Source organism: Ferrovibrio terrae, assembly GCF_007197755.1.
Lineage (GTDB): Bacteria > Pseudomonadota > Alphaproteobacteria > Ferrovibrionales > Ferrovibrionaceae > Ferrovibrio > Ferrovibrio terrae.
This window is the reverse complement of record NZ_CP041636.1, coordinates 693,056-719,585: the sequence shown is the minus strand read 5'-3', so window position 1 is coordinate 719,585 and position 26,530 is coordinate 693,056. Positions and strand designations below refer to the sequence as shown.

Sequence of the window (26,530 nt, the reverse complement as noted above, 5' to 3'; positions counted from 1 at the left end):
ATGAGCGTTCTGGTAATCGCTGAACACGATAACGCCACGCTGAAAGGCGCCACGCTCAATGCCGTGACGGCCGCCAAGGCCATCGACGGCGATGTGCATGTGCTGGTTGCCGGCGCCTCTGCCGACGCGGCCGCCGCTGCGGCAGCGAAAGTCGCCGGTGTGGCCAAGGTGATCCATGTCGATGCGCCGCATTACGGCCATGGCCTGGCCGAGCCGCTGTCGGTGCTGATCGCCGAGCTGGGCAAGGGCTACAGCGCCATCGTGGCGCCGGAGACCACCTCGGGCAAGAACGTGATGCCGCGCGTGGCAGCATTACTGGATGTGATGCAGATCTCGGGCATCGTCGAAGTGAAGTCTGCCGATACCTTCGTGCGTCCGATCTATGCCGGCAACGCCATGGCGACCGTGCAGTCGAGCGACACGATCAAGGTGATCACCGTGCGCACGACCGGCTTTGCCGCTGCCGCCGCCGAAGGCGGCTCGGCCAGCGTCGAGAAGGGCACGGCGGCTGCCGATCCGGGCCTGTCGACGTTTATCGGCCAGGAGCTGCAGAAGTCGGACCGTCCGGAGCTGACGGCGGCCAAGATCATCGTCTCGGGCGGCCGTGGCATGGGCTCGGGCGAGAACTTCAAGCTGATCGAGGCCGTGGCCGACAAGCTGGGTGCCGCCGTGGGCGCCAGCCGCGCGGCCGTGGACGCCGGCTTCGTGCCGAACGACTACCAGGTGGGCCAGACCGGCAAGATCGTGGCGCCGCAGCTGTATGTCGCGGTCGGCATCTCGGGCGCGATCCAGCATCTGGCCGGCATGAAGGACTCGAAGGTGATTGTCGCCATCAACAAGGACGAAGAGGCGCCGATCTTCCAGGTCGCCGACTACGGCCTCGTCGGCGACCTGTTCAAGCTGCTGCCCGAACTCGAAGCGACGCTTTCAAACTAAATTGTGAGAATCCGTCGCGCAGCTACATAGATGCCAGAGGAATCCAAATGAGTGACCAGGTCAAGGTTATGAAAGGCGCCGAATCATACTCGGCAGCGGGCGATCGGCGCGGCGCTTTGATCCTGCATGGCTTCACGGGTTGTCCGCAATCAATGCGACCGCTGGCAGAGACTTTTGCGACGGCAGGCTTTTCCGTGGAATTGCCGCGCCTACCCGGCCATGGCACTACGCCAGAGGATATGGCGGAAACTGATTGGGGCAATTGGGCGGCCGCTGTTGAAAATGCCTATCGTGACCTATCAGCGCGAACCGACTCGATCGTGGTTGGTGGCCTGTCCATGGGTGGAAGCCTTACTCTGTGGTTGGCAGAGAGGCACCCAGAGATTGCCGGCATTGTGCTTGTGAATCCCGCTGTAGAACCCGACGATTTCGGAGATTTTGTTGCCGGCGCTCAAGGCGTGATTGATGCAGGCGGCGTCTTCCTTCCTGGAGTCGCTGGCGATATTGCAGATCCAAGCGCAAAAGAGTTGGGATATGATCGTTCCCCGGCGAAAAGCCTGCTGTCTCTGATCAATGGCCTGGAAGCGCTGAAGCCGAAGCTGGCGAATATCAAAGTTCCCACTCTCCTACTGCATAGCAAACAGGATCACATTATTCCCCCAGGGTCTGCTGCATTGGTGAGAGATAAACTCGGGAAATCAGTTGAGTACGTTGCGCTCGAGAAAAGCTTCCATGTAGCAACAATCGATTATGACGGCGCTGAAATTAATCGACGTGCCATTGATTTTGGAACACGTGTTTCGAGGCGCTAATTTGAAATTATTTGGTCTGAAGCATCGATGGTTCGGCGCTTGAAGCCATTTACCGGCCCGGAAAAGAGCCTGAATAGCATTTAGGCTGGAATCTACCAGGCTTGTTGTCCTGGATGGCCGGAGCTGACTGGGACTCTGATCCGGCGCGATCTGCCTTTCCCGTAACAGGTAGACGAATCGGGAAGCCGGGTATCGGGCGGCCGAGAGTTTGGGCCCTGAGGACTGGCCTTGGCTCCTGAGGTATGAGAAGCATCGACCCGGGAGGTCTCAAACCGGAGAATGTCGGTTAGGCAGTACAGGCCTGTCCGGGATCACCCGCACCGGGGCGGCAGTTCGGCAGGCTGCCGTTTATCTATAAACGAGACCGAGCACTGCCAGCGGTCGGAGAGTTTTTTGGCCACAAGGCCGATCTCACACATCTATATATGTGTGGGCTGTGAACAGGGGGGCTGGGTTGGCTGGCTGGCTCGGGTCTGCTATGATCCATTTGCTCCAATTTTGCTCCACTGCCGAATGCAAAGCGGTCGGCGCCGGTGCAAGGGATTGCAGCTAAGTGCTTGAGAATTTTGGAACTGGGTTTCCAGATTGGTGCAGGAAAAGGGCCGAGTTCCGGCTCATAACCTGAAGGTCGTAGGTTCAAATCCTACTCCCGCAACCAAGATCAAAACCCCGCCAGGTTCGCCTGTGCGGGGTTTTTTGTTTACTTAGCCATTCGGCCAAATGCAAAAACGCTCCACTGGCAGCAAGCGGAGACGGCAGACCCGTCTCCATCCTTTCACCGGCCTGGCCCGAACACTCGGCCCAACCGAAGGAAGGCAGCGATGGCCAGTATCAGGAAGCGTGGCTCGGGTTACGAAGTGCGGATCCGCCGTAAAGGCGACCCGACCGTTGTGAAAACATGTGCGGACGAAGACCGAGGCCGAGAAGTTTGAACTCGTCATCGAATCGGAGATGCCGCGGGCGGTTTTGTCGATCGCAGCGAGGCGGAGCGGACGACGCTCTACGACGCGCCGGACCGTTATCTTCGTGAAGTCGTGCCGACGAAGAAAGGCCACCAGGAGGTGTCGTGGCCCAAATGCAGAAGCGCTGCCTGTAAAGTGTCAAAGATCAACGAGCCGGACCGGGCCTGGCACTAGTCAGCGACGATGATCTCGCCGATGCCGGCGCGGCGCAACTCGGCTAACGGCTTGCGGCCGGCCGCGCTGTCGGTGACCAGGCGGTGGATGTGGCTGCAGCTGCAGATATTGGCGCGGCTGACCTGGCCGATCTTGCCGTGATCGGCCAGAAGTACGAATTCGTCAGCATAGCGGATCATGGCGCGCGCCACTTCGGCCTCGTGCAGCACGAAGTTGCTGGCGCCGCGCTCGGCGTGGATTGCCACCGGCGACAGCAGTGCGATATCGACCTGGAAGCGCGCAACCTCGCTTAAAGTCAGCTCGCCGAAAGTGCCGGGCACATCGCTGTGCAACTGCCCGCCCAACAGCAGGGCCGTGGCTTCGATGCCGTCGCGGTTGATCGTGCCGGCCACATCGATCGAATTGGTGATCACCGTGATACCGGGAATTTTAGCCAGTTCGACCGCCAGCAATGCAGTGGTGCTGCCGGCGTCGACAAAGCAGGTCTGGCCGGGTTCCACCAGCCGGGCGGCGGCGCGGGCGATCGCCTGTTTCTCACGCCTGCGCACCTGCATACGATCGGCGAACGGCGCTTCCTTGCCGGTTTGCTCGGGCAGGATGGCGCCGCCATGCACCCGTCGCAGCAGCCCGGCCGCTTCGAGTTCGACCAGATCGCGGCGGATGGTTTCGCGCGAAACATCCAGTTGCCGGGCCAGTTCATCGGCTGAAACCTGCTTGTGATGGCCAAGCAGGCCCTGGATGCGGCGATGGCGATCCTGCGACCACATGGCTCAGGCCTCCGCCGGCAGGCGGATGCGTCGCTGCGCCAGCCAGAGCGTGCCGCGCGCCATCAGCAGGGCGGCAGTGACCACCAGCATGATGGCCGTGGAGAAGGCAGCAGCCTGGGCCGTGAAGCCGGCTTCGTCGAGACGCATCACCGTCACGGCCGCCAGCATCAGGCTCGGCGTGACCAGGAAAATAACGGCAGACAGCGTGACCATCGAACTCATGAACAGGAAGAAGAACACCGAGATCAGGGTCGGCAGGGTATAGGGGATGTAGACGTCGCGCAGCACCGCCCAAGCCGATGCGCCGATACAGGTGGCGGCTTCCTCCAGCGCCGGCGGAATCTGGCGCAGGCCGGTCGTCATCGTGGCGAAACCCTGCGTGTGATAATGGTAGAAATTGCACATCGCAAGCAGTACCGCACTGCCGTAGAGCAGGATCAGCGGCGTACCGGGCTGGTTGAAGGCAAAGACATAAGCCAGACCAAGCACGAGACCCGGCACCGCAGCCGGCAGCATGGAAACGAAATAGATCGCCCGCGCCGCCGGGCCGCCCAAGCGTTTCAGCGCCACACCGAGAAAGAGCAGGAAAATGGTGCCGAATCCGGCGGCAGCCGCAGAGATGCCGATGCTGATCCACAACGGGTCGTAACCGCCGGCCAGTTTGATGTCGTAATGCCTGAAGGTGAAGTCGAGGCGGTAGGGCCACAGGCGCATGAAGCTGGCATAGACCACGACGCCGACCACGGTGACCGGTGCCAGCGCGACCAGCCAGGCCAGTGTGCCGACAATGCCGTCACGCCACGGATCGCGGTCCGGCCGGTAGGGCACGGCTAATTCCGACTGGGTACCGAACTGGCGCTGCGTCGCCAGGCGTTCGAAATAGAAGGCCAGTACGGTGGGCAGCAGCAGCAGCATGCCGACCACGGCGCCCAGATTCAGGTTCATCTGGCCGATGACCTGGTTGTAGATCTCGATTGCCAGCACCGTGTAGTCGCCGCCAATTACGGCGGCATTGCCGAAGTCGGTGATGGTGACGGTAAACACCACGAAGGTGGCGCTGAGCAGGCCGAAGCGGATATTGGGCAGCGTCAGGTCGATGAAGCGGCGCCAGCCCGTGGCACCCATCACCTCGGCGGCCTCGAATAGCCGTGCATCGGCGTTGCGCAACGCCGCGCCGATGATCATGGCGGCCTGCGGCAGGGCATAGAGCGTGTTAGCGATCAGCAGGCCCCAGAAGCCGTAGATCTCGATCTGCATGCCAAAGGTTTTATTGATCAGGCCATTGCGGCCCAGCAGGAAGATCAGGCCCAGGCCCTGAACGAGCGAAGGCGCGATCACCGGCAGGCTGATGGCGCCGAGCAGAACGATGCGCAGCCAGATGCGGCAGCGATGCAGCGCGAAGGCGAGCAGCAGGCCTAGCCCGACCGTGACGGCCGTGGTGACCAGACCCATGGTCAGGCTGTTGACCAGCGCCTTGAGAAAGCTGCGCGAACCGATGATCTGCGCAAAATTGCTGAAGCCTAGCGAGCCGTCGGGCAGCAGCAGGCTGCGGTAACCCATCATGCCGATCGGATAGACAAAAAACAGCAGCAGCGCCGCAGCCGGAATCCACAGGCAGGCGAGATCGAATATCCGGTCGGTACGTTCTCGCGCCAAAGGAGCCGTTTGGGGTGGCGCTGCGCTGACGGCGGTCATGCCACGACCCAGGCTCCATGCGCCGGATCAGGCGCGATATCGATGCCGTCGCCGGGGGCAAAGCTCGCCTGCCCGGGTAACTCCGCGACCAACATCCCCAGCGGTGTGTCGAGTTTCAGCCGTGTGATGTTGCCAAGGAATGTGGTGCTTACCACCTTGCCCAGCGTGCCGGGACGCACAGCCAGATGTTCGGGCCGCAGGCAGAGCAGGTGATCGCCGCCGGGATAGCCCTGCATCATCTGCGGCAACAGGGCGGATAGCGTAGACGGTTGGATCAGGTTGCTGACGCCCATGAAATCGGCCACGAAGCGCGTGGTGGGGCGCGCGTAAAGGTCAGCTGGCGTGCCGGCCTGTTCGATGCGGCCCTTGCTCATGCAGACGATGCGGTCTGCCAGCGTCAGGGCTTCTTCCTGATCATGGGTCACCATCACGGTCGGGATACCAAGCCGGCGCTGCAGGTCGCGGATTTCTTCGCGCAGTTCGGCACGCACCTTGGCATCCAGCGCCGAGAGCGGTTCATCCAGCAGCAGCAGGGCGGGATCGGCGGCAATGGCGCGCGCCAGGGCGACGCGCTGCTGCTGGCCACCGGACAATTCCCAGGGATAGCGGTCGGCGATCTGCGGCAGCTTGATCAGCGCCAGCAGGTCGTTCACGCGCTTTGCGATGTCTGCCGCCGGCGTACCGCGCAGTTTCAGGCCATAGCCGATATTGGCGGCCACGCTCATGTTGGGAAACAGCGAGTAGGACTGAAAGACGATGCCGAATCCGCGCAGGCGGGCCGGCACCTGTGTCAGGTCGCGGCCGGCCAGGATCAGCCGGCCGGAATCCATCGTGAGAAGTCCAGCGATGATGCGCAGCAGTGTGGTCTTGCCGCAACCTGACGGGCCAAGCAGGCAGACGAATTCGCCGGCGCCGACGCCGAGCGAAACATTATCCAGGGCAACAACGGGACCGAAACTCTTGGCGACCTGCTCAATCGCGAGATGCATGCAACATCCTGATACAGCAGAAACGAGAACGGGCGGCCGGGTTCCAGCCGCCCGTCAGTGTAGCAGGCTCAGCGGCCGATTTCCTTGGTCCAGCGCGCCAGGATCGCTTCCCGCTGCACGGCTGAGGCGGCGAAATCCATCTTGTACAGGATGCTGCCCGGATCATCAGGCATGCCGGCATCGCGCGCGGCCTTGGCAGGCTTGTAGCCCGGCAGCGTGACCAGTTCCTTGTACTTGGCATAGAGACCGGAGGCGCCCGGCGACATGGTCCAGTCGAGGAATTTCTTCGCATCGGCCTTGTTCTTCGAGGCAACCATCAGTGCCGAGGCCTCAAGTTCGTAGCCGGCGCCTTCGCTGGGCAGCACCATGGCGAGCGGGAAGCCTTCCTCAATCGACTTGATCGCGGCGAAGGCCAGCGATGTGCCGACCGTGAATTCACCCGCACGGGCAGAGCGGCACGGGCGCGAGCCGGACTTGATATACTGATTCACGTTGGCGTCGAGCTGCTTGAGGAAAGCCCAGCCCTTTTCCTCGCCCATCTTCTGCAGGATCGAGACGATCTGCAGATAGCCGGTGCCCGAGGAGACGGGGTTCGGCATCGCTATCTCGCCCTTGAAGGCGGGATTCAGCAGGTCGTTCCAGCTCTTCGGCATCGGCAGGTTCTTTTGCTTCAACCGCTCGGTGTTGACGCAGAAGGCGCCGATATAGCCGGTGGCGGCAAACCACTTGCCGTCGGCTGCCTGATAGGCGGCACCCAGCTTGTCGCTGCCCTTGACCTTGTAGGGCTCGACCAGGGCCAGAATCCGCGGATCCATCATGTTGGTGACGGCCCAGCCCCAGATCACGTCATGCTGCGGGTTGCCGGCTTCGGCCATGATGCGCGCGCCAAGGTCGCCGGTGGACAGGCGCAGCACATTCACCGTCACATCGGGAATTTCCTTTTTGGCCAGCGCCACGTAATCGGCGATCTCGTCTTCTTCCAGCGCGGTGTAGACCGTGATGGTGCCAGCCTGTGCGGCGCCGGCGGTGAACATCAGCATGCTGGCGGCGCCAGCGAGCAGCATGGATTTGAAACGCTCGAGCATTGAGTATCCCCCGTCTGTCGGCCGGCATCCGGACCCTGTATCCGGGCGACCATGCGGAATTGTTGCAGACCCCCGTAAAGCCGTCTATAAAAAATTACACAGAAATCCACAAATGCCCAAAAATGCAACAGTCGCCTGTCGCTTCAGCATCGGCCCGCAACAATTCCCAAATCCACCTGGCCACGGCGCGAGATCTGGTGGCGGTGGCCCGGCCGATCGCGCGACGCTATTTCCGTCAGCGACTTGCGGTGGAGCGCAAGGCCGATGCGAGTCCGGTGACTGTCGCTGATCGGGGTATCGAAGCCGAGCTGCGCGCGATCCTGACCGCCCGACATCCCGAACACGCCATTTTCGGCGAAGAACAGGGTGCGGAGCGTCTCGGCGCGCGGTTCACCTGGGTGATCGATCCAATTGACGGCACAAAGAGTTTCGTCACCGGCATGCCGTTGTTCGGTACGCTGATTGCCTTGCTGGACGATGGTCGGCCGCAACTCGGTCTGATCGACATGCCGATACTCGACGAGTTATGGGTCGGTCAGGCTGGGCAGAGCACCAGCCTGAACGGCCAACCCTGCCGCGCCAGCGACTGCAGCGATCCGGCCAAGGCCACGCTGTATGCCACTTCGCCGGACATGTTCACTGGCACGGATCTTGCGGCTTTCGAGCGGTTGAGCGGGCAGATCGGCCTGCGGCGGTTCGGCGGCGACTGCTACGCTTATGCCCTGCTGGCAGCCGGTCATATCGATCTGGTAGTCGAGGTCGGGCTGCAACCTTACGATTACCTGCCGCTGGTGCCGGTGATCGAAGGTGCTGGCGGCGTCGTTACTGACTGGAACGGTCAGTCGCTCGGCTTGGGGGCGGATGGCCGCGTGGTGGCGGCTGCCACGCCCGCGTTGCACCGCTGGGCGCTGGAAACACTGCTGGGATGAACAGGGCGATAAACGGGGGCTGGTGAATGGCGATGAAACCCAGACAGGTCAGGACCGCGACCGATGCTCGCAAAATTCTGACCGAACGCAAGATCGACCGGGTCAAGGTTGGTGCTTTCGATGTCGACGGCATCCTGCGCGGCAAATACATCTCGGCCGAGAAATTCCTCTCTGCACTCGATAGCGGCTTCGGCTTCTGCGACGTCGTGCTGGGTTGGGACTCGAACGACCAGCTTTACGACAACGTGAAATACACCGGCTGGCATACCGCCTATCCCGATGCCCCTGTCCGCGTGCTGCCAGATACCTGCCGTGAGATTCCCTGGGAACCGGATACGCTGTTCTTCCTCGGCGAGTTTTCGCCGCCGGCCGACACCGTTTGTCCGCGCGCCGTGCTGCGTCGCGTGCTGAAGCGCGCCAGCGATATGGGCTACTCCGTACTTGGTGCCTGCGAATTCGAATTCTTCGTCTTCAACGAAACCCCAAACAGCATTCGCGAGAAGGGATACCGCAAACTGCAGCCGATCACGCCGGGCTTCTTCGGCTATTCGGTGCTGCGCAACTCCGTGGAAGCCGAACTGTATCACGAACTGATCGACCTCGGCCTGAAGATGGATTTTCCGCTGGAAGGCCTGCATACCGAAACCGGTGCCGGCGTGCTGGAAGCCGCCATTACGGTGGACGAGGCGCTGGCGGCAGCTGACAAGGCGGCGCTGTTCAAAACCTTCACCAAGGCGGCGCTGCAACGTCGCGGCCTGATGGCCACCTTCATGGCGAAATGGTCGCATGACTGGCCGGGTCAGAGCGGCCATATCCACCTCTCGCTCAAGAAGAAGGACGGCAAGCCGGCCTTCCATGATGCGAAAAAGCCGCATGCGATCTCCGACACCATGCGTCATTTCATCGGCGGGCAGCAGGCGATGCTACCGGAATTCCTTGCCATGGTCGCCTGCACGGTCAACAGCTACACCCGCCTGATCCCCGGCTTCTGGGCGCCGACGCAAGCCTCGTGGGGCGTGGAGAACCGCACCACGGCCCTGCGCGCCATTCCCGGCTCGCCGAAATCGCAGCGCGTCGAATTCCGCATCGCTGCTGCCGACATCAATCCCTATATCGCCATGGCAGCCGCCATCGGGGCCGGCCTGTGGGGCGTGGAGAACAAGATCGAGCCGACCGCGCCGATCCAGGGTAATGCCTATGAGAAGGAACTGCCGGCGAAATACCAGCTGCCGCGCACGCTGTCGGAAGCGGCGGCCCGACTGAATGCCAGCAAACCGGCCCGCAATCTGTTCGGTGAAGCTTTTGTCGAACATTACGCTGCCACGCGCGACTGGGAAGAGCGCGAGTATCGCAAGGCGATCACCGATTGGCAGCTGGCCCGCTATTTCGAAATCATCTGAGGTCTGGTCTTCATGTCTGCTTCGTTTCAGTGCATCAGTCCGGTCGATGGCCGCGTCTATGTCGAACGCCCGCTTGCCAATGAATCTGCCATCGAGACGGCACTGGCAAAGGCAGCCGCCGCAGGTGCCGGCTGGCGCGCCACGCCGCTGGATGAGCGCCGCGCGATTCTGAGCCGCGCTGTGATTGCTTTCACCGCAAAAAGTGCCGAGATCGCGCAGGAACTGACCTTGCAGATGGGGCGGCCGATCGGCCAGACGCCGGGTGAGGTGCGTGGGTTCGCCGAGCGTGCCAATCACATGATCGCCATTGCGCCGGAAGCACTGGCCGATCTGCAGCCGGCGGCGAAGGACGGCTTCCGCCGTTTCATCCGCCGCGAACCGCATGGCGTCGTCTTCGTCATTGCGCCGTGGAATTATCCGTATCTCACCTCTGTCAATGCCGTGATTCCGGCACTCCTGGCCGGCAATACGGTGCTGCTGAAGCATTCGCACCAGACGCCGCTTTGTGCCGAGCGTTATGCCGAAGCCTTCCGTGCAGCCGGGTTGCCCGAGGGCGTGTTCCAGTTCCTGCATATGACTCATGCGGATACCGAGGCGGCGATGCGCGATGCGCGAGTCGGCTATGTTGCCTTCACCGGTTCGGTCGCCGGCGGTCGTGCCGTGCAGCATGCGCTGAGCGACCGCTTCATCGGGGCCGGCCTGGAGCTGGGCGGCAAGGATCCAGCCTATGTGCGGGCCGATGCCGATCTGGCCCATGCGGTGGAGAATCTGGTTGACGGTGCCTTCTTCAACTCCGGTCAGTCCTGCTGCGGCATTGAGCGCATCTATGTGCATGACTCGCTGTATGACCGGTTTGTGGATGGTTTCGTCACGCTCACGAAGCAGTACAAGCTGGGCGACCCAACCGCGGCGGAAACAAACCTTGGCCCCATGGTGCGCGGCCAGGCCGCCGATTTCGTGCGCGGCCAGATTGCTGAGGCGGTGCAGCAGGGCGCAAAGGCGCTGATCTCGGTGCAAGACTTTGCCGCTGATCAGGCTGGTTCGCCCTATCTGGCGCCGCAGGTGCTGGTCGGTGTGAATCACTCCATGCGGATCATGAACGAGGAAACCTTCGGTCCCGCTATCGGTATCATGAAAGTGTCGGGCGACGATGAGGCGATCCGGTTGATGAATGACAGTGAGTATGGCCTGACGGCGGCATTGTGGACCCGCGATGCCGACGCGGCCGCCAGACTGGGCTCGCAACTCGAAACCGGTACCGTCTTCATGAATCGCTGCGATTATCTCGATCCGGCCCTGGCCTGGACCGGCGTGAAGAATTCCGGACGCGGCTGCACGTTGTCGAGCGTCGGTTTCGAACAGCTGACGCGGCCGAAATCCTTCCACCTGCGTGTTGCTACGTAATTTCTGGAGTCCATCCCATGCCCGCCCCTGTTCTCGTCAGCAAATGGAATTACCCGACCACGATCTGGTCCGGTCCTGGCCGCATTGCAGAACTTCCGCAGGCCTGCCGCTCGCTCGGCATGAAGAGGCCGCTGCTGATCACCGACCAGGGCCTGGCGGAGTCTGCGATGGTGAAAGCCTGCCTTGACCGCAATGCCGCCAATGGTCTGCCGACCGGGCTGTTTGCCGGGGTGAAGGGCAATCCGACCGGCGAGAATGTCGATGCCGGCGTTGCCGCCTACAAGGCCGGCGGCCATGACGGCGTGATAGCCTTTGGCGGCGGCAGCGGCATCGACGCCGCCAAGGCCGTGGCGCTGATGGCGGGACAGACCCGGCCGCTCTGGGATTTCGAGGATGTCGGTGACAATGCTGACCGCGTCAACGTCGCCGGCATGGCGCCGGTGGTGGCCGTGCCCACCACGTCGGGCACCGGTTCCGAAGTCGGCCGCGCCTCGGTGATCACCAATGAGGCCAGCCACGAGAAGAAGATCATCTTCCACCCGCGCATGCTGCCGGCCCTGGTGATCGCCGATCCGGAGCTCACCGTCGGCCTGCCGCCGCATATCACCGCCGCCACCGGCGTCGATGCCTTCGTGCATTGCTTCGAGGCCTATTGCGCGCCGGGTTTCCATCCGATGGCCGACGGCATTGCACTGGAAGGCATGCGCCTGATCAAGCAGTATCTGCCGCGCGCCTATCGCGATGGCAGGGATATAGAGGCGCGCTCGCGCATGCTGGCCGCCGCTTCGATGGGCGCCGTGGCGTTCCAGAAGGGCCTGGGCGGCGTGCATGCGCTGGCGCATCCCATCGGCGCGGTCTACGACACCCATCATGGCCTGACCAATGCCGTGCTGCTGCCCTACCTGATGCGGCATAACCGCAACGCCATCGCGGATCGCATGAAACTGCTGGCCCAGGTACTCGACCTGCCGCAGCAGACATTCGATGCCGTTTTCGACTGGGTTCTGGCATTCCGCAAAGATCTCGGCATTCCGAACAGCCTGACCGATATCAAGGTCCCGGCAGACCGGGCTGCCGAAATCGGCCGCATGGCGGAACAGGATCCCTCGGCCGGCGGCAATCCAATGCCGGTCAATGCGGCGGCGCTCGAAGCCGTATTCCGCAAGGCTGTGGCCGGAGATCTGACCTGACCTGCCAATGCAGCACGCCAGCAGTGCGGGGACAGTAACGAAGGCGGCAGCTGTCCGGCATCAGGTCGGGAGGAGCAAAGTGGCGCCGGTGGACCTGCAGGAAATTGTCACGGGGGTGCCGAGGGCAAGCGGCCGGGCCACATCTTCATCGATCACGAAGAATGTGCCCTCTGCCGTGCGGATACTGTATTCCATATGGCTGCCCAGATAGGCGGCTTTGGTAATATCTCCGGCCAGGCCGTCCTGACCGCCAGCGGCAGTGACCGTCACGGCTTCGGGGCGGACGGCCAGTTTGGCGGGGCCTTTCGCCACGCCGCGATGCGGCAGGGCCAGTCTCAGATTTCCCAGGCGAACATCGGCAATGTCACCACTGACGGATAGAATTTCCGCATCGACAATGTTGGAATCACCGATGAAGTCGGCCACGAAGAGATCGGCCGGCTGTTCGTAGAGATCGCGCGGCGTGCCTTCCTGCGCGATCACGGCATTCGACATCACAATGATGCGGTCCGACACCGCCAGCGCTTCCTCCTGGTCATGCGTCACATAGGCCACGGTCAGGTTCAGTCGCTGTTGCAACTCGCGGATATCCTCGCGCACGCGGCGGCGCAGCTTGGCATCCAGATTGCTGAGCGGTTCGTCGAACAGCAGCACGCGCGGTTCCAGCACCAGCGCGCGTGCCACCGCCACACGCTGCTGCTGGCCGCCCGACAGCTCCGACGGCAGGCGCTTCTCGAAACCCGTCAGGCCCATCAGCGCCAGTTTCTCGGCCGCCATCGCCTCGGCCTGCTTGCGCGGCAGGCCGCTGACGGTCGGGCCGTAAGCAGCGTTTTCCAGCACATTCATATGCGGGAACAGCGCATAGGACTGGAACACCATACTGACGCCGCGTTCGGCCGCCGACAGTCGCGTGACATCCTCGCCGCCGATCAGGATCTGGCCTTCGCTCGCCATCTCCAGTCCGGCAATGAGACGCAGGGTGGTGGTCTTGCCGCAGCCCGACGGCCCCAGCAGGGTCACCAGCGTGCCGGGCGCGATGGTGAAGGACACGGCATTCACCGCCGTGACCTCGCCATAACGCTTCGACACCTGGCGGAACTCGACCGAGGCCGGACCGGACTGCGACATCAATGTAACTCCCTTACTTGGCCTGGCTGCCGACGTCTTTTTCCCAGCGCTCGATCAGGCGCTTGCGTTCGGCGGCGGTGCCGTATTTGGCGAAGTCGTAGTTGATCAGCTTGGTGGCTTCCAGGCGCGGCGCCTTGGGCGGCAGCGGGGTGTCGACATTCGATGGCACCTGATAGGATTTGCCACGCACTGCCAGTGCCTGGCCTTCGGCCGACAGTGCGTATTCATACCACTTTTTGGCATTCTCCAGATTGAGCGCGCCCTTGATGATCGACATCGAGCCGATCTCGTAGCCGGTGCCTTCGCAGGGCGCCTGTACAGCGACCGGGAAGCCTTCGACGGCTTCGGCGACGGCATCATGCAGGAACATCACGCCGATCATGGTTTCGCCGCGCGCAGTGTTGCGTGCCGGCGCAGGACCGGAGCGGGTATACTGGTTCACGCTGCCATGCAGCTGCTTCAGATAGGCAAAGGCCTGGTCTTCGCCCATCAGCTGCACCAGCGTGGCGATGGCGGTATAGGCCGTGCCGGACGACGACGGATTGGAGATCTGGATCTCGTCCTTGAAGTCCGGCTTCAGCAGGTCCTTCCAGCATTGCGGCGCGGTAGCGCCTTTCTTCTTGGCCAGCAGCTCAGTGTTGTAGGCGAAGCCGAGCAGGCCAGCGTAAATGCCGACGGTACGATACTTCGACTGTTCCGCCTGTTGGCGTGCCCAGGGATGCAGTTTGGCCAAAGTCGGCGAACGGTATTCCTCGCTTAATCCCAGCTCAGCCATCTGCAGATGCGGATCGCCGGTGCCGCCCCACCAGACATCGCCTTTCGGATTGCTGGCCTCGGCACGGATCTGGGCAAAGGTCTCGCCCGAACCCTTCTGCGTCATCGTCACCTTGACGCCGGTCTTTTTCTGGAACTCGTTGCTCATCAACTGGCACCAGTCGATCAGCGCGCTGCAATATACGGTGAGTTCGCCGGTGGACTGCGCCTTGACGGGCGGGCTGACGAGGGCGGCGATACCAGCAACAGCAAGCGCCGGCAGAAGACGGACAGACATGGTTTCCTCCTTTATGAAATCTTATGTGGTCACTTCGGCAGGCTGGAGATTTCCTTCTCCCAGCGATCCAGGATGCGCTTGCGCTCGCTGGCCTGGCCGTATTTGGCGAAGTCGTAGTTGATCAGCTTGACCTCTTCCAGCTTCGGCGTGTTGGGCGGGATCGGGGCATCGACATGGCTCGGGATCTGGAAGCTCTTGGCCTTCACGCCGGTCGCCTGCGCGGCCGGAGTCAGGGCGAATTCATACCACTTCTTCGCAGCTTCCAGATTGCGGCTGCCCTTGATGATCGACATCGAACCGATCTCGTAACCGGTGCCTTCGCAGGGCGCGACCGATGTCACCGGCGCGCCGAGCTGGGCTTCGGCCACCGCCGCGAACATCCAGGTGATCGCGGTGACAGACTCGCCACGCGCCACATTGGCCATCGGGGCGGCGCCAGACCGCGGATACTGGTTGATATTGGCATGCAGCGCCTTGAGATAGGCGAAGGCCGGCTCCTCGCCCATGATCTGAACCAGCGTCGCCAGCATCACGTAAGACGTGCCCGAAGTGGTCGGGTTCGACATCTGCACTTCGTCGCGATAGGCCGGCTTGATCATGTCGGCCCAGCAGCGCGGCGCGGGCAGCTTGCGCTTGGCCAGTGCCTCGGTGTTCCAGACCAATCCCAACGTGCCGGCATAGATGCCAATGCTGCGGTATTTCGAAATCTCGGCGGCACGCTGCGCCCAGGGATGCAGCTTGGCCAACGTCGGCGAGCGGTATTCCTCCAGCAGGTTCAACTCGGCGGCCTGAAGGTGGGAATCGCTCGGGCCGCCCCACCAGACATCGCCGCGCGGGTTTTCGGCCTCGGCGCGGATCTGTGCGAAGGTCTCGCCGGTGCTCTTGGTGCTCACGGCCGCTTTGATGCCGGTGCTGCGTTCGAATTCGGCGCGCATGATCTCGCACCATTCGGCCAGCAGGCTGCAATAGACGGTGACCTGTGCCTGCGCATGCGCCGGTGCGGACTGCCCGAAGGCAAGCAGGGCGATGACGGCGATCAGACTTTTGCGGACCAGTTTCATGATGCGCTCCTGTTGGGGTTTAACCGGCCGCCGGCAACGGGCTGGCGGCAATGCTGCGGCGGCCAAGCCTGCGCTCGCCGACGATGAACTGGATCACGGCGATGGCAAGCACCATCACCGCGATCAGGACCGAGGAATAGGCAATCGCCAGACCCAACTCGCCGGCCTCGACGCGACCGACAATATAAGCTGTGGCCATATTATACTGTGCCGTCACCAGGAAGATGATGGCGCTGACCGCCGTCATGGCGCGCACGAAACTGTAGACCAGCGCGGCCACCACGGCGGGACGCAGCAGTGGCAGCATGATGCGGCGGAAGGTTCCCGCCGCCCCGGCACCCAGCGTGAGCGACGCTTCGTCCAGGCTCTTGTCGATCTGGCTCAGCGTGGCGATGCCGGCGCGCACGCCGACCGGCATGTTGCGGAAAATGAAGCAGATCACCAGGATGATGCCGGTGCCGGTCAATTCCAGCGGCGGCACGTTGAAGGCCAGCACATAGGAAATGCCGATCACCGTGCCGGGAATGGCGAAGCTGAGCATGGTGCCGAATTCAAAGGCCCGCCGACCGGCAAACTGCTGGCGCGTCAGCAGCCAGGCGGTCAGCACACCAATCCCGGCCGTGAGCGGCGCACTGATCGCCGAAATCCACAGCGTGATGCCGAAGGAACCCCAGGCCGAGCCGGTGAAGATCAGGCCATGTGCGCCCCATTCGATGGCGAAGCCTGCGATGTAATGCGATAGCGTGAAACTGTGGTCGCGGCCGACGGCCTTGACGAAACCGCCGAACAATATCGTCAGATAAATCACGGCGGTGAACAAAGCCCAGGGCAGGGCGAGCGCATAGCAGATGAAGCTGACGCTGCGCGGCAGTGGCGCAGGCACACCGGAATCGCCCTTGCCGGTCACGGTGGTGTAGGTGCGGTTGCCGAGCCAGTGCTGCTGCACCCAGAAGGCGCCCAGCGTAAACACCAGCAGGATGATGGCGAGGATGGCGGCGCGGCTCTCGTCGTGTGCGGCGCCGACAATGGCGAAGAAAATCTTGGTCGACAGCACATCGTACGAGCCGCCGAGCACTAGCGGATTGCCGAAATCGGCCAGGCTTTCGACGAAGCCGAGCAGGAAAGCATTGGCAATGCCTGGGCGCAGCAGCGGCCAGGTCACGGTGCGGAAGGTGGTCCAGCGGTTGGCGCGCAGGGTCTGTGCCGCTTCTTCCAGCGAGGGTGCGATGCCCTGCACGACGCCGATCAGCACCAGGAAGGCAATCGGCGTGAAGGCCAGCAGCTGCGCGATGGCAATACCGGTGAAGCCGTAAATCCAGCGCGAGCGCGGAATGTCGAACAGGTCGAGCATCAACGCGGTCACCGCGCCGGAGCGCCCGAACAGCAGCACCAGCGCCAGGCCGATCACGAAGGGTGGCGTGATGATCGGCAGCACGGTGAGCAGGCGCAGCAGCGGCTTGAAGCGAAATCCGGTACGTACCGCGATCAGCGCAAAGGCGAGACCCAGCAAGGTTGTGCCAGCGCCGACGATGACGGCAAGGAACAGCGTGTTCCAGGCCACGCCGCAGCGCAGGTTGCTGCTCAGGCAGCCCAGCCCCCAGATCGAACGGTCGAAGCCTTTCGCCATGATCTCGGCCGGCGGTCCGGCAAAGGCCTGCAGCAGCACGCTGAGCACCGGGAAGAAAACGAACAGCACGATCAGCGCCACGATCAGCGTGATGGCGCCGACGGTGAAGGCGTCGCCGCGACAGAAGCCACGCCGTGCCAGGCCGCGTGCGAACAGCATCAGATAGGCAAAGCCGAGCAGGGCGGCGCCGAGGCCGAAGCCGGGCTGCTTGGCATCGAGCGGCAGCAGAAGGTGCAGGCTGCCGAGCGTCGGCCCGCGATGATCGATGGCGAAACCCTGTGCCAGCAGCAGGGCGACACCTGCTGCACCGCACCAGACCAGCAGGCGGCCATGCAGCGGCGCATCGCGCGGCACGGCTATGGCAGCGGCAATGCCGAGCAGCGGCAGCGCAGGCAGCAATAGCCAGCCGCGATCCTGCGCGACAATCTGCCAGAAAGCCGATGCCGATCCAGCCGAGGGATAGCCATAGAGCCAGGACAGCGAGAACAGGCCGCTGCCCGGCAGCGCATACCACGGCAGCAGGACAAAGCCGATAAAGCCAAGCGTCAGCCAGTTCCAGACCCCCTGGCTGGCTGGCCGCGGTCGCGCAGTTACAGTTGCAGCCGTCATCGAATCCCCTTGCGGCGACAGATTAGGACTTCCGCGGGAATATTGCAGTTTCTTTTCATATTTGTGACGATGAAAACCATAACGCCCATCCAAGGGCCATCCGGAGGAAATATCATGACCCGCAGCCTGCACCTGCTTCTCGGCACCCTGTGTGCTTTGTCGATCTCAGTCTCGGTGCATGCTCAGACCGGCAAGGTCACGGTGGTCACGTCATTTTCCAAGGATGTCACCACGCCGATCAAGACGGCTTTTGAGAAAGCCTATCCCGGCGCCAACCTGGATGTGCAGAACCGCAATACCAATGCCGGCGTGAAGTTCCTGCAGGAAACCAAGGCGAATAACCAGGTCGACCTGTTCTGGGCCTCGGCGCCGGATGCCTTCGAAGTGCTGAAGTCGAACAACCTGCTGCAGGCCTACAAGCCGAAGGCGACCGGCATCCCAGAGAAGGTCGGCTCCTATCCGATCAACGATCCGCAAGGCTATTACTTCGGTTTCGCCGCCTCGGGCTATGGCATCATGTGGAACACGCGCTACATGCAGGCCAAGAAACTGCCCGAGCCGAAAGAATGGGATGACCTGCTGAAGCCGGTTTATTTCGACCATGTCGCGATTGCTGCGCCGTCGCGCTCGGGTACCACGCATCTGACCGTCGAGACGATCCTGCAGGGCGAGGGCTGGGAGAAGGGCTGGCGGACACTGCGCCTGATGGCCGGCAACTTCCGTCAGATCACCGAACGCAGTTTCGGCGTGCCGGAAGGCGTCAACAGCGGCCAGTTCGGCCTCGGCGTGGTGATTGACTTCTTCGCCTTCTCGTCGGAAGCCTCCGGCTTCCCGGTCAAGTTTGCCTATCCCACCGTGACCACGCTGGTGCCGGCCAATGTCGGCATCGTCGCCAATGCACCCAACATGGCTGCCGCGCAGGCCTTTGTCGAATTCCTGCTCTCGCCCGCCGGCCAGGAAGTGCTGCTCGAACCGGGCATCCGTCGCCTGCCGGTGATTCCGGCGGTCTATGACAAGCCGGCCGCGAAAGGCCTGCCCAATCCGTTCAAGGATACCTCGCTGGGCGCGCGCGTGAAATTCGATGTCGATGCTTCGGAGAAGCGCACGGCTGCGGTAGATGCGCTCTACGACCAGACCATCACCTTCCAGCATGAAGCGCTCAAGGCCGCGACCAAGGCGGTGCATGACGCTGAAGCTGCGCTGGCCAAGAAGGACAATGCGCAGGGTCGCACGCTGGTGAAGGAGGCGAAAGACCTGATCGGCACGATGCCGGTGACCGAAGCCGAGGTCGCCAGCGATGCCGTCGCCAAGGCCTTCACCGGCAGCAAGGAGCCAGGCGCCCGCCAGGCTGAGCTGGAGCAAAAATGGGCGGCGTTCGCCAAGGAGAATTACGCCAAGGCAAAGGATAAGGCCGACCAGGCCGCGAAGCTGGCGCGTTGACCTGATCGTCTGACGCGATGCTGACCTCTGTGCTTCCCCGCCTGCGGCGGGCGGGCAGCAATGCGACGGCGGGCCAGATTGTGGCTGCCGTCGCGATTGCCGCTTTCCTGCTGTTGTTCCTGGCCCTGCCGGTGGCGCAGGTGATGATCGCTGCCTTCCAGCCCAAGGGCGGCGGCGGTTTCACCCTGGTCAATTTCGTCGACTTCTTCAATACCGAGCTGTTCGTCCGCTCGTTCTGGAACTCGCTCTATGTCTCGGGCATGTCGGTGCTGGTCGCCACGCTGATCGCATTGCCGCTCGCCTATATCACCGCACGGTTCGAATTCCGCGGCGCATTACTGATTCAGACGCTCGGCGTGGTGCCGCTGATCATGCCGCCCTTTGTCGGCGCGGTGGCGATGCAGCTGCTGTTCGGCCGCAACGGCACGATCAACCTGCTGCTGCAGGATCATTTCGACATCACCATTCCATTTATGGAGGGCCTGAACGGCGTGGTGCTGGTGCAGGCGATCCACTATTTCCCCTTCATCCTGATCAACCTGACGACAGCGCTGAACAACATCGACCGCAGCATGGAAGAGGCGGCACAGAGCCTGGGCTGTAGCGGCATCCGTCTGTTCCGCCGCATCGTCTTCCCGCTGGCGATGCCGGGCTATATCGCCGGCGCGGCGCTGGTCTTCATCAAGGTATTCGACGATTTAGCCACGCCGCTGCTGCTCAACGTGAAGGACATGCTGGCGCCGCAGGCTTATTTGCGCGTCACGTCCATCGGCATTGCCGATCCGATGGGCTATGTCATTTCGGTGGTACTGATCGTCTTTTCGTTGCTCTCGATGTGGGCTTCCACTTTCGCCCTGCGTGGCCGCGACTATGCCACTACCCAGCGTGGTGGCGGCGGGCTGGATCGCCGCAAGCTCGGGCCTGTTCAGGCCGTTGCCGCCTATGGCACCGTGATTGCCATTCTGTTGCTGGTGCTGGCGCCGCATATCGCACTGACCCTGCTGTCGTTCGCCACCGTCTGGTCCTTCAGCCCGCTGCCCGATGCCTACACGCTGGCGCATTATGGCAAGGTGTTCGAGGAAAGCGCGGTGTATATGAAAAACACCGTGCTCTATGCCGGCCTCGCCGCCGCCATCGACATCGTGCTGGGCGTGGCGATTGCCTATCTGGTGCTGCGGACCAAGCTGGTCGGCCGGCAGTGGCTCGATTACGGCGCGATGGCGGCTTTGGCTGTGCCGGGCGTGGTGCTCGGCATCGGCTATCTGCGCAGCTTCTACGGCATCACGCTGCCCGACGGCACGCCGCTGGCCACGCTTTGGATCGTCATCGTGCTGGCGCTGGCCGTGCGGCGTCTACCCTATGCCCTGCGCGCCTGCTTTGCAGCCCTGCAGCAGGTCAGCGAGGCATTGGAGGAGGCGGGCGAGAATCTCGGTGCCACCAAGGCACGGGTGATCCGCCGCATTATCGTGCCGCTGATGACCGGCGGCATCCTGGCCGGTTTCGTCACAAGTTTCGCCACGGCCGCCGTCGAACTCTCGGCCACCATCATGCTGGTGCAGTCGAATGCCGATGCGCCGCTCACCTACGGGCTGTATGTCTTCATGCAGTCGCCGGCCGGCCGTGGCCCGGGTGCCGCACTCGGCATCATCGCGGTGATTCTGGTCGCCGCCTGCACCTTCATCTCGCATCTGCTGATCGAGCGGCATCGCCGCCGCTCCGGCGCCATTCGCTAAGGTTGTTGCATGACCATCGACGCCATCACGCCTGTTTCCGTCACCGTCGACCACGTTTCGCTCAGCTATGGCGAGAATGCGGTCCTGAAGGATGTCAGCCTGAAGGTGCAGCCCGGCGAGTTCTTCGCTTTCCTCGGTCCGTCGGGTTGTGGCAAGACCACCTTGCTGCGGCTGATTGCCGGCTTTGCCCATGCCCAGGGCGGGCGGATTCTGATTGGCGATCGCGAGGTGACCGACCTGCGGCCCTGGCAGCGCGATGTCGGGCTGGTCTTCCAGAATTATGCGCTATGGCCGCATATGACGGTGGCGGAGAATGTTGCCTTCGGGCTGGAGGAGCGCCGGCTGGCTTCAGCAGAGATCAAGAAGCGCGTCGGCGAGATGCTTGAGCTGGTGGGGTTGAGCGCGCTGGGCGACCGCCGACCGTCACAGCTGTCTGGCGGACAACAGCAGCGCGTGGCGCTGGCGCGTACGCTGGCGGTGCGACCGCGCGTGCTGCTGCTCGATGAGCCGCTGTCGAATCTCGATGCCAAGATGCGCGTCCAGGTGCGCCGCGAGCTGCGCGACCTTCAGCGTAGCCTGGGCATCACGGCGATCTTCGTGACGCATGACCAGGAAGAGGCAAATACCGTTTGCGACCGCATTGCCGTGATGAATGCTGGCGTGGTGCAGCAGGTGGCAGCGCCAATGGAGCTGTTTGCCCGACCCGCCAACCTGTTCGTGGCCAATTTCCTCGGTACAGCGAATGTCCTGGCTGGTCACGTCGATGGGGGATTTTATCGACTGACGGACGGGCAGGCTCTGCCGGTTCCGGCCGGTACGCCGAGTAATGCGCAGCTGGTGCTGCGACCGCAAGGTATCCTGCTGGCTTCCGATCAGTCTCGATCCGTCGAGGGCAGGGTGCGGTTGTCAGGCAGGGTGACCGACCGCGAATTTCTCGGCAGCAGCATGCGCTACTGTGTGGCGACCATAACGGGTGAGTTGCAGGTGGATGTATCGGGCGTGGATATGGAAACGCCACGGGAAATTGGCGACGCTGTCGACTTGGATCTGATGCCGCAGCACGCGATCTATCTTACGGAATGTTGAAGTTAGCCGTCTGATCTGCAGATGCTAGTCTACCGTGATCATATAGTGGAGATGGTGGCGCTTGCCCAAATGTTAAACCGCGATCTCGCTGGGACGGTACAGGCAGTGAAGCGCCGGATTCGGTAATGAACCCGGTAGCAAAGCCCCGGCAGAGGACTTTGCCGGGGCTATTCATTGCCACCCATGCAGGCGGCACTGTTCTGTGACATTGCATTCGGTAAAAAAACACTTACGGTTCAAATTGTTAATGGGTGCGTGTTGCCCTGTGGCGTGCATCTGGTATGCCGCTTTGATATACAAGTCGGAGTGCCGATGAGGAGCAGAATTTGACCGATCGGATTTTGTATTCGCTGGATTTCTGTGAGCACAAGCCGGCAGCCTATGCTGACGCGATCGCCTCCTATGGCGTCCGGCCCGCGCGGGTGCGGATTGTCGCGGGTGCGGCAGCGGAGCGAGAGGCCATCGCGCAATTCCTGTCGGAAAGGTTTGGCGATACGCTATCGGTCGATGTTTCCGGGGAACCGCCCCTTGCCGGCGGGGCAGACGAGCTGCTGCTACTGCCGGAACCGGATGCGGCCGCTCTTTCCGGTCTGCTGATGCACTTCATCGACCGGCCGGCTCGTATTCTGGCGCCTGTGACACCGCATTACTGTCGGCAGCGGGGGCTTTATGTGATCACGGTCCCGAAATCGGGATCGCATATGCTCTACGATCTGCTGCGCGACATGCGGCTATTCCACGACGAGCAGGGTTACCTGACAGACGATCAGCCGCCCGCGCCGAGCAAATGGAAAAGTCTGGGCCATGCGCATACGCATATGCCGGCAGAAGATTTTTTCCGCCGCCTGGCGGCTGCGCCGCGCGGTGGCGCCGATCACCCCTTCTTCGCCACGCCGGCGGTCTTTATGTATCGCAACCCTTGCGATATTGCCGTTTCGGAGATGAATTACTACAAGCGTCGGGAAAAGACGGCCCTGGCCTATTATGCCCGTCAGTTTTCGGACGAAGAGCTGCTACTGCGGATTATCGACGAAGATCCGATCCTCGATTCGTTGCGCAAGCGGATGCGGCATTATGTGCCGTGGGTGCATCTGCCCAATATCATTCCTGTTTCCTACGAGGAGCTGGTGGGTGCCCGCGGCGGTGGCGATGCCCGAGAACAGCGGCATTGCATCTGGTCGCTGCAGCTCAAACTGCATGTCCCCGGCCGGCCGGAGTATTTTGCGGAATCGATTGCGCTCGAACGCAGCGAAACCTTCTTCAAGGGAAAGATCGGTGCGCATAAGGCCTATTTCAATACGGCACACTGGTCCCTGATCGAGGCGATGCGCGACGACGTAATGCTGCCATTAGGATACGACACTGCTGCTGGTTTCTCCGATAGATATACGCCTGCACATATCGCGGAATGGCGCAGGCGTTCGCTGAAGCTAACGAAACAGGTTGAGGCAGCGGTCGGTACGGCCAGCGATATGGCCGAACTGCCTTACGGCAGCCTGCATCGCTATCGTGGTTATATCTTGTGCTGGATTGGCGGGCGGCTGTTTGCCGTGCCTGCGGATGCGGCAGCATTCAATCCACGACGCGATCTGGTGCCGGCCAGCGTACTACAGGATATGAAAACGGCGCCGCTGCTGGCCAAAGTGGACAAGGCGCCGCGCGGAGAGGAAGCGTTGCAACCCGTCGGCGTGGACGACGTGCCAGCTTGGCTGGCCACACTTGCGGTGCTCCCGAAGAATATCGAAGCCTATTGCGGTTACAATATCGTGCGGATCGCCGAGTATTTTCATGCCATTCCGCAGGGCGTAAATGCGGCAGGGCATCTGGACAGCCTGCGACGGTATCACGTCGGCACGACGATCGAGCAGGCGCGGTCGAAGATAGACCATCTGGTGCAGCAAGGTGAAGCAAGCCAGCCACCCCACCTGATCGAGAGCGTCGACTATCTGGAAGCCAATATCGTTTACTATCGCGGCCGCTATTTCGGTCTGCCCTGGGCCCTGGGCAAGGTGGATGTTACCGCTTTGCCTCAGGCGGAACAGGATAGCGAAGGCTGGATCGCGGATGCAGATATCGAACGTGTCCACGAACGGCTGATGGCACGGCGTTCGTTACAGCTCACGCCAAAGCTGTTGAAAAGCGTAGACGGATGCAATCTGGTCCTGTTCCAGAATGGTATCTTCATTATCCCGCATCGTCTCGGCGGGATTGACCTGAGTACATCAGGGGACGATCTGCCGCAGGAAGTCCGGATTGCCAGAAGTGTACCTGAAGCTGAGCGGCTGATCGCAAAGGGTCTGCAGGCCTGATGTGGCTGCAGGCCAGGCGGTCAGCGGATTATTTGCGGATTTCGTATACCCATTGATTTGCCTTCAGCCATTGCGTCGTACGGACGATGGCGTCCTGAATGCTGTGACGTGGCTGCCAGCCCAGGCTGGTGATTTTTGCGATATCCAGGAGGATGAAGGGGCTGTCGCCAATCCAGCCGCGCTCTCCGCCGGTAAAGGAGAATTCAGGGGAGACGCCCAATGTATCGGAAATAATGCCGGCCGATGTCTTCACCTCGACAACATCCGGTCGCCCGAGATTGAAGATGTTGACCTTGCCATCAGCTTTATCCAATGCGGTGAAGATGGCGTCGATGCAGTCATGGACGTAGAGATACGACTTGCGCTGTTTGCCATCTCCCAAGATTTCCAGGCGCGTGGGGTCGCAGGACAGTTTGTGGGAGAAGTCGAAGACGTGGCCGTGAGTATAGCGCTCGCCCAGGATCGACACAAAACGGAAGATCCAGCTTCTGAAGCCGAAGCCTTCGCAGTAGGCTTGGATAAGGCCTTCGCAGGCGAGTTTTGACGCGCCGTAAAGCGAGGTCTGGACCGGGAACGGAGCGGTCTCCGGCGTGGGGAAGGTTTCCGGTTCACCATAGATCGAGCCGGTTGAGGCGAAGGCTATGCGCTGGGTACCATTTTGCCGCATCGCCTCAAGCACATTGAAGGTGGCAATAGTATTCTGCTCCAGATCCTTGTTCGGATGCTCGGTGCCGAAGCGGACATCGGCATTCGCCGCGAGATGGCACACGAAATCGACGCCGCGCATGGCGTCAGTCAGTGCCTGTCGGTCCAGCAGGTCGCCGCAGATAAGGCGGAAATTCGGATTCTTTCGGGCCTCGGTCAGGAACTGTTCGAAGCCGGTAGAGAGATTGTCAAAGGCGGTGACACGAAATCCTCGGGCCAGAAGGTGATCTACGAGATTGCTCCCGATAAAGCCGGCGCCCCCGGTGACAAGATAGTGCATGATGCGTCTTTCTGGATCGAACCTGCTGCGGCTCTCCGCTGCGGAAGGTTCGTTTTTGGCGGAAGGCTCTGTTAGGCTGCATTCCTACATGGAATCGTTGATAGCTTAGCTCAGGGGCACCCCACAAGCCCTTACTCCGAGGGGGGACAAGCAGGAATGTTGGCCGGGAAAGTCACAAGCGGCAGGAAGGGCCTCGGGTTTATTGCAAAGGCATTACTGACCATCGCCTTCTTCGTTTATCTGATGGAGCAGGTCGAATGGGCTGATGTGTTTCAGGTGATGGCCACCATCTCTCCCTGGTGGGCTTTTGCCGCAGTCCTGTGGAAGCTGCTGCAATACCCGATGGCGGCTTTCCGCTGGCGGATTTTTGTAAATGCGATCGGTGGCCATATCCGCTTCCTGCAGGCGCTCAGCATTTTCTGGATCGGTTTTTTCGCAGCGCTTTTCCTACCGGGCATGATCGGCGGCGATGTGGTGCGCGTGTTGAAAATCCGCGAAGCCGGGGTGTCACTGCGGATTGCGGCCAGCAGCGTCATTCTGGAACGCGGGGTTATGGTCGCGTCCCTATTTTTGATGGTATCGGTGATATCGCTTGTTCCTGGTGCGCCGCGTATCCCCGGGATAGAGGTATTCTGGTTCGTCACGATTGGCGGCTTGGTCGGTGGCCTGCTGCTGACGCTGCTGCCTGCTACAGTTCTTGCCCGCCTTATGCAGCGGAAGATGCTGGTATGGCTTGGCGGCATCATTGAGGATATGCTCCGCATCCTTCGGGCACCTGGCACGGCCATGCTCGCCCTGGCGCTCAGCATTTTCGGCAACAGCCTCGTGGTGATCGAGGTTTACCTGCTCGGTTTGGCGATCGGTACCGATATCACTGTACTGGCCTGTTTCGCGCTGGTGCCGCCGGTCATCTTGGTTGTCTCATTGCCGATCTCGATCGGTGGCTGGGGTGCCCGCGAGGTCGCCTTGGTGACCGCCCTGGCCATTGTCGGAATTCCGGCTGAAAATGCCTTGGTGATCTCGGTCCTGTTTGGTCTGCTGACAACGCTGTTGGCCCTGCCGGGTGGCCTCCTGTGGGTACTCGCCGCGCCGCGTCGGAAAGTAGCAATATAGTAGACTTTAATTCTATTATAAGTAGATTATTCGAGTGAGTTGGAA

The 26,530-nt window shown here is 61.9% G+C and carries 20 protein-coding genes; 11 read left to right on the top strand and 9 right to left on the bottom strand.

Annotated elements, in window-relative coordinates:
* The gene (locus tag FNB15_RS03370; protein WP_144067357.1) at window positions 1-936 is read left to right on the top strand and encodes an electron transfer flavoprotein subunit alpha/FixB family protein; all 936 of its coding nucleotides are present in this window, start codon (window positions 1-3) and stop codon (window positions 934-936) included.
* 47 nt (window positions 937-983) lie between these two features.
* Window positions 984-1,748 carry an alpha/beta hydrolase gene (locus tag FNB15_RS03365; protein ID WP_144067356.1) on the top strand — a complete coding sequence of 255 codons (765 nt, stop codon included), beginning with the start codon at window positions 984-986 and terminating at the stop codon, window positions 1,746-1,748.
* A gap of 1,132 nt (window positions 1,749-2,880) precedes the next feature.
* On the opposite strand, the gene FNB15_RS03355 is transcribed toward FNB15_RS03365, so the two are convergent.
* From FNB15_RS03355 to FNB15_RS03340, 4 genes are all read right to left on the bottom strand, one after another.
* Window positions 2,881-3,651, bottom strand: coding sequence for a DeoR/GlpR family DNA-binding transcription regulator (locus FNB15_RS03355; protein WP_144067355.1), 771 nt, complete (start codon window positions 3,649-3,651; stop codon window positions 2,881-2,883).
* Between the two features lie 3 nt (window positions 3,652-3,654).
* On the bottom strand, window positions 3,655-5,346 hold the full coding sequence (locus FNB15_RS03350; protein ID WP_144067354.1) for an ABC transporter permease subunit: 1,692 nt from the start codon (window positions 5,344-5,346) through the stop codon (window positions 3,655-3,657).
* On the bottom strand, window positions 5,343-6,335 hold the full coding sequence (locus FNB15_RS03345; RefSeq protein WP_144067353.1) for an ABC transporter ATP-binding protein: 993 nt from the start codon (window positions 6,333-6,335) through the stop codon (window positions 5,343-5,345). Before FNB15_RS03345 ends, FNB15_RS03350 begins: the two co-directional genes overlap by 4 nt.
* A 68-nt stretch (window positions 6,336-6,403) precedes the next feature.
* On the bottom strand, window positions 6,404-7,420 hold the full coding sequence (locus tag FNB15_RS03340; RefSeq protein WP_144067352.1) for an ABC transporter substrate-binding protein: 1,017 nt from the start codon (window positions 7,418-7,420) through the stop codon (window positions 6,404-6,406).
* A 122-nt stretch (window positions 7,421-7,542) separates the two neighbouring features.
* Here FNB15_RS03340 and hisN point away from each other — a divergent pair, with 122 nt between their 5' ends.
* From hisN to FNB15_RS03320, 4 genes are read left to right on the top strand one after another with little or no spacing between them, the layout of a single operon-like run.
* The gene (hisN, locus tag FNB15_RS03335) at window positions 7,543-8,349 is read left to right on the top strand and encodes a histidinol-phosphatase (protein WP_144067351.1); all 807 of its coding nucleotides are present in this window, start codon (window positions 7,543-7,545) and stop codon (window positions 8,347-8,349) included.
* A 32-nt stretch (window positions 8,350-8,381) separates the two neighbouring features.
* A complete protein-coding gene (locus tag FNB15_RS03330) occupies window positions 8,382-9,749 on the top strand; it encodes a glutamine synthetase family protein (RefSeq protein ID WP_144067350.1) in 1,368 nt (455 codons plus the stop codon).
* Window positions 9,750-9,761: 12 nt separating this feature from the next.
* A complete protein-coding gene (locus tag FNB15_RS03325; protein ID WP_144067349.1) occupies window positions 9,762-11,153 on the top strand; it encodes an aldehyde dehydrogenase family protein in 1,392 nt (463 codons plus the stop codon).
* Between the two features lie 17 nt (window positions 11,154-11,170).
* Window positions 11,171-12,343, top strand: a complete 1,173-nt coding sequence (locus FNB15_RS03320; RefSeq protein WP_144067348.1) for an iron-containing alcohol dehydrogenase — start codon at window positions 11,171-11,173, stop codon at window positions 12,341-12,343.
* A gap of 60 nt (window positions 12,344-12,403) precedes the next feature.
* Here FNB15_RS03320 and FNB15_RS03315 read toward each other — a convergent pair whose 3' ends face one another.
* The 4 genes from FNB15_RS03315 to FNB15_RS03300 are packed head-to-tail and all read right to left on the bottom strand — an operon-like array spanning window position 12,404 to window position 17,819.
* Window positions 12,404-13,471 (bottom strand): ABC transporter ATP-binding protein, encoded by a 1,068-nt coding sequence (locus FNB15_RS03315; RefSeq protein ID WP_144067347.1) that lies wholly within the window; start codon window positions 13,469-13,471, stop codon window positions 12,404-12,406.
* A gap of 13 nt (window positions 13,472-13,484) precedes the next feature.
* Complete coding sequence (locus FNB15_RS03310) at window positions 13,485-14,522, bottom strand: ABC transporter substrate-binding protein (RefSeq protein ID WP_144067346.1); 1,038 nt, start codon at window positions 14,520-14,522, stop codon at window positions 13,485-13,487.
* 29 nt (window positions 14,523-14,551) lie between these two features.
* Window positions 14,552-15,583 carry an ABC transporter substrate-binding protein gene (locus FNB15_RS03305; protein WP_144067345.1) on the bottom strand — a complete coding sequence of 344 codons (1,032 nt, stop codon included), beginning with the start codon at window positions 15,581-15,583 and terminating at the stop codon, window positions 14,552-14,554.
* A 19-nt stretch (window positions 15,584-15,602) separates the two neighbouring features.
* Window positions 15,603-17,819: an ABC transporter permease gene (locus FNB15_RS03300; RefSeq protein WP_144067344.1), complete on the bottom strand. Its 2,217-nt coding sequence runs from the start codon at window positions 17,817-17,819 to the stop codon at window positions 15,603-15,605.
* A gap of 114 nt (window positions 17,820-17,933) precedes the next feature.
* Here FNB15_RS03300 and FNB15_RS03295 point away from each other — a divergent pair, with 114 nt between their 5' ends.
* From FNB15_RS03295 to FNB15_RS03280, 4 genes are all read left to right on the top strand, one after another.
* Window positions 17,934-19,259, top strand: coding sequence for an ABC transporter substrate-binding protein (locus FNB15_RS03295; protein WP_144067343.1), 1,326 nt, complete (start codon window positions 17,934-17,936; stop codon window positions 19,257-19,259).
* Window positions 19,260-19,276: 17 nt separating this feature from the next.
* On the top strand, window positions 19,277-20,992 hold the full coding sequence (locus FNB15_RS03290; RefSeq protein ID WP_144067342.1) for an ABC transporter permease: 1,716 nt from the start codon (window positions 19,277-19,279) through the stop codon (window positions 20,990-20,992).
* 9 nt (window positions 20,993-21,001) lie between these two features.
* Window positions 21,002-22,078, top strand: coding sequence for an ABC transporter ATP-binding protein (locus FNB15_RS03285; RefSeq protein WP_144067341.1), 1,077 nt, complete (start codon window positions 21,002-21,004; stop codon window positions 22,076-22,078).
* Window positions 22,079-22,404: 326 nt separating this feature from the next.
* A complete protein-coding gene (locus tag FNB15_RS03280; RefSeq protein WP_144067340.1) occupies window positions 22,405-24,387 on the top strand; it encodes a hypothetical protein in 1,983 nt (660 codons plus the stop codon).
* Between the two features lie 28 nt (window positions 24,388-24,415).
* On the opposite strand, the gene FNB15_RS03275 is transcribed toward FNB15_RS03280, so the two are convergent.
* Window positions 24,416-25,372: an NAD-dependent epimerase/dehydratase family protein gene (locus FNB15_RS03275; RefSeq protein ID WP_144067339.1), complete on the bottom strand. Its 957-nt coding sequence runs from the start codon at window positions 25,370-25,372 to the stop codon at window positions 24,416-24,418.
* Between the two features lie 156 nt (window positions 25,373-25,528).
* Here FNB15_RS03275 and FNB15_RS03270 point away from each other — a divergent pair, with 156 nt between their 5' ends.
* Window positions 25,529-26,485, top strand: a complete 957-nt coding sequence (locus tag FNB15_RS03270) for a lysylphosphatidylglycerol synthase transmembrane domain-containing protein (protein ID WP_144067338.1) — start codon at window positions 25,529-25,531, stop codon at window positions 26,483-26,485.
* The last annotated feature ends 45 nt before the right edge of the window (window positions 26,486-26,530 follow it).